Here is an 8,675-nt window from a genome sequence, read left to right as displayed (position 1 = left end):
CATCTCCACGGCGACTTCGCTCGTCGCTGAATCGCTCCCTGCGGTCCGAGCGCTGCTCCGCGCGTGCTCCTTCACGACGACCCCGCTCATCATTGAACCGATCCTGCCGATCAGAGCGTCTTTCGAAACGTTCCTCTCCGCGGCGGCCCCGTTCGTCGTTAGCGTGTTCTTGCCGGTCGAACCGTTGCTCCGCGCGTCCCTCGCCGCGCGCACTGCGCTCTGAGCGGTCTTGCGATTCGGACCGCTCGTCTGCCCGGTGCTCGGTCGCGTCTCGGCGCGTCATATTCCCGCCGCTCTTCTCTTCGCTTGCGGCTTTGCCCGGGGAAGCTGTCGATCCACCCTGTCGTTGAGCGGACTCGCCGCCGCGACCGTGCTCGGCGCTTTGCGGGGAACTTGTGGTCGAGGGAGATTGGGATTGAGGATTTTGCGCCTTCGCCAACCCACCGCCCAAGGCGATTGCGGCGATCGCGCACGAAGCGAGCAAATGATTACGCATGTGAAAAACTCCATGTGGTGTCCCGCCCGAAAACGCGGGGGCTCAGTTTCGGTTCCTGTCAGGCACCCAGGAGGAACCCTCAGCCGACCTCCCGGAACGGTCGAGTTGCTTAGAAGAAGCTTTCAGCCGACCTCAGCATCCCCTGCAAATGCTCTTTATCTTTGCGTCGACCTTCGAATCTTCGGCTTTTATGTCCAGATCACCGGGCATCGAAGGTCCGGGAGTGACCGTCCCGTCGATCCGCCTGCCGCTCATTCCCGTGGTTGATCCACCGACTGCATTGGGGGATCCCGTCGCGTTGGCCGTTCCCAATGTGTTGGTTCCCGGCGGAGCTGGAACTTTCTGGGCGTTGCCCGCGCCGCTGGGATCATTTGCGGAATTGTTGAGGCCGCCCACGTTCGCTGGGCCGCTCGGGACTCCGCTCACCGCGGCAGTGCCTGCGCCGGCCGAACCGGCGTTAGGCGTTCCGACCGCGCTTCCGCTGCCGGTGCTAGGACCGCTGGCGGCGGATGTCGACGTGCCGCCACCGGAAGTGCCTCCCGCCGATCCGCCGCCACCAGTCTGTGCTAAGGCGAGCGTGCACGTCAGCGACAAAACCGTAGCCGTAGCTAATGCGATAGCCCTTGTTCTCATGTGCTATCCCTCGCTCAGAAAGAAGACAACCGCGCGAGATAATCTGTCGTTCCAAAAAAACTGTTGTGAGCAACGAAGCGGAACTCTTACTGCCGAGATGGGACGGAGCGGAACGGGCTGGTTACAGGCGGATTGGTTGCGCGGAGGTCCCCATGAGTAAAGATAAGGATACGCAGGGCATCACTCGAACCGGGCGAGGCGAGCAGCAACCGGCCGATAAGGAACGAGCCCAAACAGTGAGCGTCACTGATGATGGGCCAGCGCCGAAGGACAAGGGAGGGCTCGATAAATCGGATCGGGCTGCGGGAAAAAAGCCCAGGACCAGCGGTCATTCATAATGGTGGGCAGCCTCGGCAGTGATGTTCGATGATGCGCGAGCGGGCGCGAGTTCAACGTGGACTTGTCGCCCCGCAGGCGAACCTTGGTCCAACACACAATCCTATCCTTGTATTTCCTATCCTTGTATTTCGAATCTTGTATTCGACCGCCCAACCGTGGGGCAGCGACAGTTTCGCCGCTATTTGGCCGAACTAGCTTCCCGATCTGCCGGTCACTGAATGACCCAGCGCGTGGTTGCCCGCGCGGTTTGGGAAGGAGCGTCTCTGAGGCAACGCCGCGCGGATTCAATCTCCGCGTCGGTGGCTCCATGGCTCCGTGCCCATGCTTCGGCGGCGTATGCCGAGAACTTAGCGACGTAGAACCGAACTACCGAACAGGATGCGCGGTGAATGAGTCCGGAGTGCTCGGCGGCTTCCGCTTGCGGCGCCAACCCAAGGCAGATCACCGCGACACATCCCCAACGTACCCGCATTGTTGAACCCCTCGTCCCCGGCTGCTTGGAATCTGCCCAGCAACATGCATTCGAGCGCTCGCAGCTTATTCAATTTGAACTAGCCGACTCACGTACCCAAGCCAAGTTACCGATTCTCCCGCCGGGACTTCTCCACCTGTTTAACGTGAACTGCGAATGGACTTGGTCTTCGATCAAATCGATCACACCGGCCAAAATATTTTCGCCTGACTCGAGCTATCAACAGATTCCACAATGAATGAGATGCTCCGATGAAGACACAATCACGGTCACAGCATTAAATTGCAACCTGACACGTGCGCGTGGTCGATCAGCGAGACCGCACCTGATCCGCGCACGGGATGGCGACGAATCGCGAGATCCCATCGCTATAGGTGATCTCGCAGCTTCAACGGGGAGCAGATGACACACCCTTCACTTCTCAATCCATTCAGTCCGAGCCAGCAGGCGGGGATCGTCTTCAGTCGGCAGGCGGGAAGGGCCACCCCCGTCTGCTCTCACTGTCAGTCGGACGACATCATCTCTCATGCGACCGCACAGTGGAGTAACGAATCACAGCAATGGGAGCTGGCTAATACTTTTGCGCAGCCGGCTCACTGCAACCGCTGCAACAGCTCGTGCGATATAATTTGGCTGCCGCTCAACTGAACGCGCAACTCCGGTCGCCCCGCCGGAACGGCTCCGTATCGGAACCTACGTTCTGTGTATTTAGCTTGGGAAAGCAACGGCTTAGGCTCATTTCCAAAAGTGCTGCTTGCGCGGAACAATTTTCCGGCACAGGCGTTTTCTCTTCGTAGTTTGTCCCTCAAAGATGACTACCTCCGAAGCAGCGGTCTCAGCTACCCCCCAGCTGAGGCCGCTGTTCTATTCTATGCATGCAGCACTGAAAACATGGCGATAGACCACCGCATGCAAACGCAAATCGAAGAAGGTTGGACGAGATATTCGAGATATTAATGCAGCTGAATCTTCGGACCGCTCACCTTCCTGGGCGGGGTGCCGTCTCTGCGATTCAGTTCGGCCTGTAGTCGGACGTTTTCGACCAGAATCGCTCGCATCGCTTGGCGGACATCTCCGTCGGCGCTGTTCAGGATGGCGTCAATCGCACTTTCTAACAGGTCGTCCATACGCAACTAACTGCCAAAAGGTGCGCTGGTTCCCCGGCGGGCGGCCCAGTCCCGGGCAGCTGCTGGCAGGTTTGGCCCATCGAAAGCCAAAGAGTGTGTGAATTGATGTGAATTGAAAAGAGACGCGCGGGACAGGACGATGGTCGCGACAGCTACAAGCGCTCACGAAGCAGATTAACTCGAACCGGACATTTCGGGCGTTTTCAATATCTCCGGAGTTTTCATGTCCGCGGGAATTTTGAGGTGCAGTGCGGCGCCGCGCGCGGCCTGAAGACCGCCGGGGAAACCGCTGCGATCACTGTAGTCCGGCACCGCTGTTTTTCGGTTGCCCTTTTCGGATTCAAGACCGGACGCGCACATCACATCCATAGCGGTGACGGCGGCGAGAGCGGCGAGGGTGAGGACGGCATTGCTTGCTTTCTCGCCGTTCTGTCGAATTCCTGTCGCGACCGTTGCGATATCCGCCATGTCACCCGCGACCCGACCCCAAATCCACGGCGCCGCATTATGACTCGTCAGGATCGCCACTCCCGTAGCGATTTCGCGTGCCCCGTATGAGCGCACCAGTCGCTCCATTCCGTTGAGCCCGGCGGCCCGGCACACTGCCCGTGGCGCCACCAGTTCAGCGACGCCAAGCGCGATAGAAAGATACCCAAGACCCTTGGCCATCCTATCGTGCGTGGATTGCGAACGACCACGCAAGGCTGTTGGCGCAATTGCACTACGCATGTGTCACCTCACGGCTTTAACACGACTTTCACACAGCCGTCCTGCTTGTCGCGGAAAGTTTTGTACATCTCGGGTCCGCGTTCGAGCGGTTCTGTATGGGTAATGACGAATGACGGATCGATCTGGTTTTCGACTACAAGGTTGAGCAAGTCGTCGGTCCATCGATTCACATGCGTCTGCCCGGTGCGGATGGTGAGGCCTTTATTCATGACGGCCCCAAGCGGAATTTTATCGAGAAGGCCACCATAGACGCCAGGAATCGAGAGAACGCCGGCGGGGCGGCAGACATACATCATTTCGCGCAGCACGTGCGGACGATCGGTCTCCAGCATCATCGCCTGCTTTGCCCGATCGTACATTGAATCGATCGAACCCGTTGCGTGAGCCTCCAAGCCTACGGCGTCGATGCATTTCTCGGGGCCCTTGCCGCCGGTCAGTTCGTTCAGCCGCTCGATCACGCTCTCTTCCTCGAAGTTAATGGTTATCGCGCCGCCGGCTTTGGCCATCGACAGCCTTTCGGGCAGCCGATCAATTGCAATCACTTGCTTTGCGCCCAGCAGGATTGCACTACGTATGGTCATTTGGCCAACAGGCCCGCAGCCCCAGATTGCCACCGTATCGGTTGGCTGAATGTCGCATTGCGCCGCTCCCTGCCATCCGGTCGGAAAGATATCGGAGAGGAAAAGAAGCTTTTCGTCAGGAATGGAATCAGGAACCTTGATGTGCGTTTTATCGGCGAAGGGGACCCGAAGGTATTCAGCCTGGCCGCCCGGATATCCGCCTGTCAGGTGCGTGTAGCCGAACAGACCGGCGGTCGAGTGCCCAAAGACTTTATCGCCTAGATTCTTGTTACGGTTGCTCCGTTCACAGACCGAGAAGTTGCCACGTTTGCACTGTTCGCATTCGCCGCAGATGATAGTGAACGGTATCACGACTCTGTCGCCAACCTTGAGCGCGCCCTTGGCCGCGCTCCCCAGTTCGACCACCTCTCCCATGGTCTCATGACCCATGATGTCGCCCGATTTCATCCCAGGCATGAAGTGATCAAACAAATGCAGGTCTGAGCCGCAAATCGCGCAGCTGGTCACCTTGATAATTGCGTCACGATCATCTTCGATTTCAGGGTCAGGAACTCTCTCGCAACGGATATCTGCCGTTCCGTGCCAAACAAGTGCTCTCATGGGGCTGCGTCCGTCTTGCGTGCGCCAAGCCTGGGCTCTTGCCAAGCCCTGCTGCTCGGTTCTGGTATCGAACCTCAAGGACGGGCGTTCGTTCCCCTCAGGCGCGTTTTTGGTCACCAAGTGCTTTGCGTGAAGCCCCTGAAATTTCACGCATCGATCAGCACTCCCGGATTGAGCATCCCGTTCGGGTCTAATTCTTTTTTGACGGCCCGAAGCGAGGACGCGAAAAGCTCGGGACGTTGTCGGTCGTACCAGGGCCGATGATCACGGCCCACCGCGTGATGGTGCGTGATCGTACCACCTGCGTCTATCAGAGCGTCGCTCGCGGCATTCTTGATTACCTGCCACTGCTCCAGAAGTGCCCCATGACGACCGAGAGCGTGGAATGAAAAATAGGGCGCGGGCCCGTCCGGATACACGTGGGTGAAACGACAGGTGACCTCGCCTTTCACCCCAGTCGCCGCAACGATCGCCCGCTCGGTCGCGGACTTTACCCGGTCGTGGAAGGTTTCAAACCGATCCCATGTGATTGCGGTCTCAAAGGTATCGTTGATGAGCCCCGCCGGTGTCAGAAACTCGCGCGCGTAGGGCATGCGAATAAAGGCGTTGCGCCATATGCCAGCCGCGCCTTCGAGATGCGCATCGCCAGCGTTTGCGGCCTCCGGCTTTCCACCGTGATCGCCGCAGCATTCGAGGGCTCGTGTCATCCATGCGTCCGGCGAGTGATCACCGGATTCGAAGCCGAGTACCATAATGGCTGCGCTACCGTCCGCTGCGCCGGTATTGAAAGCCTCCTGGGGATCCAGGATGCGGCAGTTCGATGGATACAGGCCAGCCTGCGCGATCGCGCGTACCGCGCGCGCGGCAGCGAAGAAGCTTTGAAAACGAATCGATGCGCCGGCGCGGAACTTCGGACGCGGCTGCAGCCGCATCCAGGCGCGCGAAATTATTCCGAGCGTTCCTTCCGAACCGATCAGCATGCGATCGGGGCTTGGGCCGGCCCCAGAGCCGGGCAGGCGGCGCGTTTCCAAAATGCCCCGTGGCGTCACCACCCGCAGGCTTTCGACAAAATCGTCGATGTGAGTGTAGAGGCTGGCGAAATGACCACCGGACCTTGTGGCGATCCACCCGCCGAGCGTCGAGTATTCGAAACTCTGGGGGAAGTGCCGTAACGTGACGCCGTGCGGCTTGAGCTGATTTTCCAGTGATGGACCGAAGGTGCCGCCTTCGATCAGCGCGGCGCGAGAGGTCTGATCTATCTCGACGACCTTATCCAGATGCCGCAGGTCGAGCGTAACAGCCGACTTGTGACGGATGCCGTCGACCTGTGGTTCGACTCCTCCGCAAACGCTTGAGCCGCCTCCGAACGGTGTCAGGCACGCGCTTACGGTGCCGGCCCAGTCCACAACAGCGGAAATTTCGGTTTCATTGCGCGGATAGGCGACAACATCGGGTGCGCAATCGTAATCGCCAAGCATCGCACGCACATAATCCGGGTACGATTTGCCGTAAGCATGCGCGGCGCGGTCGTAGCGATCGCTCGTGCAGAAGTGGGCAATTGCCGCCGGCGGTTTTACGCGCGCCGGACGCAATTTCAGATCCTCGAGCCGGGGCACCGGGACGGTTTCGAATTTATCGCGCGCGAATTTCGCGCGGTAGCGCCCGAGCACGAAATCCTGCTCCGCAGGAGTCATGCCCTCGCCCTCGCGGCCCCAGCCGTAATGTTTAAGCCTCGCGCCGCTCATGGATCACCTCCCTGAATTTTCCGCCCGCATTGCTCTGCTTGGGGCATTGCACGCACTCTCTCGCGACGACGCGGCGTCGGCAAGCTTCGTCTTCGACCGATCACGACTGGCGAGTTCTGATTTGACCGCTAGGCTCCGGAAGTAAAACTCTCTTCCAGAGGCTCATTGGCTAAAACAAAGCATTCGTTTCGGGATGAACATTGAAACTCCCGACCATTGTTTTGGCGGTCGAAACTGCGACATAGATGCCCGATGAAGGACACCGGCTCAGCGATGTTGACCGAGAAATTCGACGCCTTTGGCGAGGCCATGCCCGATGCTGTTCGCAGCGAGAACGAAACATCAACCCCCGTGGCCGGGAATGTCGGCCGGATCGGCCCGTATGTGTTCTGGCTGGTTGTGGTGGCAATCATAGCCGCCCGCATCACCTGTTATCCAGCCGAGCGAGCGCTTGAGGTAAGCAGCGCAATCGGTGCGGGTCCTGTCCTCGCGCGTTAAGGCCCGCGTCCGGCGACAGTCCTTGTGCAGCGATGGACATCAGCCTCGCTCAGGACCGTGCTCAGAATAAACATTATCGATTCCAGGTGATTTAGCGCATATTCTTCTTTGTCGAAGGATTTTGCGTGCCACGCCAGGTTGACCCCCCTTATAAAGCCGGGCTGTCCGGCAGAGCGATTGTGAAGGCCGCCCCACTGAGTCGGGGACTGGGGCTCTGCGCGTTGTTGACGCTGCTCGCGCTCACGATTCAAACATTCGAAGAGGCCCTGGTCGCGCATCCCTACGTTGAAGCCATTGTTATTTCCATTTTGCTCGGGATCGGCATTCGCACCTTTTGGCAGCCGGCGCAGCGCTGGCAAAAAGGTATTGCTTTTAGCGCCAAGCAATTGCTGGAGGTGGCTGTTGCGCTGCTCGGAGCATCCTTGAGCTTTGCTGCGATTGCCGCCTCGGGTCTCGTCTTGCTCGGCGCCATTGTCATCATCGTTGTTCTCGCGCTTGCCGTCAGCTTTGGCATAAGCCGGCTGCTGGGCCTGCCAGTTCGGCTGTCAATCCTGATCGCGTGCGGAAATTCGATATGCGGCAATTCAGCTATTGCCGCGGTTGCGCCGGTGATCGGAGCAAGCAGTGAGGACGTGGCATCTTCGATCTCGTTCACTGCGGTGCTGGGGGTCATAGTGGTGCTGGCGCTACCGCTTTTGATTCCGCTGCTGCACCTTTCAGAAACGCAATATGGAATCCTTGCCGGCATGACCGTTTACGCCGTTCCACAAGTGTTGGCGGCGACTGTGCCGGTCGGGCTCGTGAGCACCCAGATCGGCACATTGGTAAAGCTGATAAGAGTAATGATGCTCGGGCCCCTGGTCGCGTGCATCGCGTTATCCGCGCGTCGTCTCCGGGGCGGCCAATCATCGGCCTATTCCGGAACGAATAGATTGTTCGACACCGTTCCATGGTTCATCGTCGGGTTCTTTTTGTTGGCTGGGCTCCGCTCGGTTGGTCTTATCCCCGACATCGCTGTGTTTTTGCTGCAGCGCGCCGCAAGCGTTCTGACGATCATGTCAATGGCGGCGTTGGGTTTGGGAGTCGATTTGCGCGTCGTCGGTACAGTCGGAGGTAAAGTCACCGCGGCTGTGACGCTGTCGTTGCTCTTTCTTTTCGGGCTCGGCATTTGCTTCGTATGTTACGGCGCCCGCTGATCACGTTGATCAGGATGGGATCATATCGGGTGTGAAATCGTTATGCAGCGATGGGGCATTTCCGGCTCGAGCGCTGCTATTAATGCATACCTACTTTAGTTTCGAGGTGCTGGGGCAGTTTGCGGTCAAGTTCCGCTTGCCGGGTACGCATCTGCGGCTAAGTTGTTCAGGCGGCAAGTTGGGGGACTTCCCAACCGTAAAAACAAAAAGGAGAGAAACGAAATGAAAAGAAAATCCAGTCCCCCCATTATGAGGTCCG

At 58.8% G+C, this 8,675-nt stretch carries 9 protein-coding genes; 5 read left to right on the top strand and 4 right to left on the bottom strand.

The features are described from left to right. The 3 genes from VJV58_RS20015 to VJV58_RS20005 all read left to right on the top strand — a co-directional run. A partial coding sequence (locus tag VJV58_RS20015) for a hypothetical protein (RefSeq protein ID WP_324139105.1) occupies nucleotides 1-223 on the top strand: 223 nt, incomplete at its 5' end. A 463-nt stretch (nucleotides 224-686) separates the two neighbouring features. Beyond that, entirely contained in the window at nucleotides 687-1,289 is a 603-nt protein-coding gene (locus VJV58_RS20010) for a hypothetical protein (RefSeq protein ID WP_324139104.1), read from the top strand. Beyond that, the gene (locus VJV58_RS20005) at nucleotides 1,282-1,467 is read left to right on the top strand and encodes a hypothetical protein (protein ID WP_324139103.1); all 186 of its coding nucleotides are present in this window, start codon (nucleotides 1,282-1,284) and stop codon (nucleotides 1,465-1,467) included. The genes VJV58_RS20010 and VJV58_RS20005 overlap by 8 nt, the downstream gene beginning before the upstream one ends. A 212-nt stretch (nucleotides 1,468-1,679) precedes the next feature. Here the strand turns inward: VJV58_RS20005 and VJV58_RS20000 are convergent, their stop codons facing one another. The 4 genes from VJV58_RS20000 to VJV58_RS19985 all read right to left on the bottom strand — a co-directional run bounded on the left by VJV58_RS20000 (nucleotide 1,680) and on the right by VJV58_RS19985 (nucleotide 6,722). Beyond that, nucleotides 1,680-1,940, bottom strand: coding sequence for a hypothetical protein (locus tag VJV58_RS20000; RefSeq protein ID WP_324139102.1), 261 nt, complete (start codon nucleotides 1,938-1,940; stop codon nucleotides 1,680-1,682). A gap of 1,301 nt (nucleotides 1,941-3,241) precedes the next feature. Beyond that, nucleotides 3,242-3,796: a cyclase dehydrase gene (locus VJV58_RS19995; RefSeq protein ID WP_324139101.1), complete on the bottom strand. Its 555-nt coding sequence runs from the start codon at nucleotides 3,794-3,796 to the stop codon at nucleotides 3,242-3,244. Between the two features lie 8 nt (nucleotides 3,797-3,804). Next, nucleotides 3,805-4,977 carry a zinc-dependent alcohol dehydrogenase gene (locus VJV58_RS19990; RefSeq protein ID WP_324139106.1) on the bottom strand — a complete coding sequence of 391 codons (1,173 nt, stop codon included), beginning with the start codon at nucleotides 4,975-4,977 and terminating at the stop codon, nucleotides 3,805-3,807. Between the two features lie 146 nt (nucleotides 4,978-5,123). Next, nucleotides 5,124-6,722 (bottom strand): FAD-binding oxidoreductase, encoded by a 1,599-nt coding sequence (locus VJV58_RS19985; protein WP_324139100.1) that lies wholly within the window; start codon nucleotides 6,720-6,722, stop codon nucleotides 5,124-5,126. Nucleotides 6,723-6,974: 252 nt separating this feature from the next. On the opposite strand from VJV58_RS19985, the gene VJV58_RS19980 reads away from it, so the two are divergent. Both VJV58_RS19980 and VJV58_RS19975 read left to right on the top strand, forming a co-directional pair. Further along, nucleotides 6,975-7,220, top strand: a complete 246-nt coding sequence (locus VJV58_RS19980) for a hypothetical protein (protein ID WP_324139099.1) — start codon at nucleotides 6,975-6,977, stop codon at nucleotides 7,218-7,220. 125 nt (nucleotides 7,221-7,345) lie between these two features. Further along, nucleotides 7,346-8,416, top strand: a complete 1,071-nt coding sequence (locus VJV58_RS19975) for a YeiH family protein (RefSeq protein ID WP_324139098.1) — start codon at nucleotides 7,346-7,348, stop codon at nucleotides 8,414-8,416. Nucleotides 8,417-8,675: the final 259 nt, after the last annotated feature.

The organism is Bradyrhizobium sp. (assembly GCF_035273305.1).
Taxonomy (GTDB): domain Bacteria; phylum Pseudomonadota; class Alphaproteobacteria; order Rhizobiales; family Xanthobacteraceae; genus Bradyrhizobium.
The sequence above is the reverse complement of the archived record's forward strand: the minus strand, read 5'-3'. Positions and strand labels throughout refer to the sequence as shown.

Coding starts and splice junctions, on each gene's coding strand:
- VJV58_RS20010 (WP_324139104.1), top strand. CDS start 687: ATGTCCAGATCACCGGGCATCGAAGGTCCGGGAGTGACCGTCCCGTCG.
- VJV58_RS20005 (WP_324139103.1), top strand. CDS start 1,282: ATGAGTAAAGATAAGGATACGCAGGGCATCACTCGAACCGGGCGAGGC.
- VJV58_RS20000 (WP_324139102.1), bottom strand. CDS start 1,940: ATGCGGGTACGTTGGGGATGTGTCGCGGTGATCTGCCTTGGGTTGGCG.
- VJV58_RS19995 (WP_324139101.1), bottom strand. CDS start 3,796: ATGCGTAGTGCAATTGCGCCAACAGCCTTGCGTGGTCGTTCGCAATCC.
- VJV58_RS19990 (WP_324139106.1), bottom strand. CDS start 4,977: ATGAGAGCACTTGTTTGGCACGGAACGGCAGATATCCGTTGCGAGAGA.
- VJV58_RS19985 (WP_324139100.1), bottom strand. CDS start 6,722: ATGAGCGGCGCGAGGCTTAAACATTACGGCTGGGGCCGCGAGGGCGAG.
- VJV58_RS19980 (WP_324139099.1), top strand. CDS start 6,975: ATGAAGGACACCGGCTCAGCGATGTTGACCGAGAAATTCGACGCCTTT.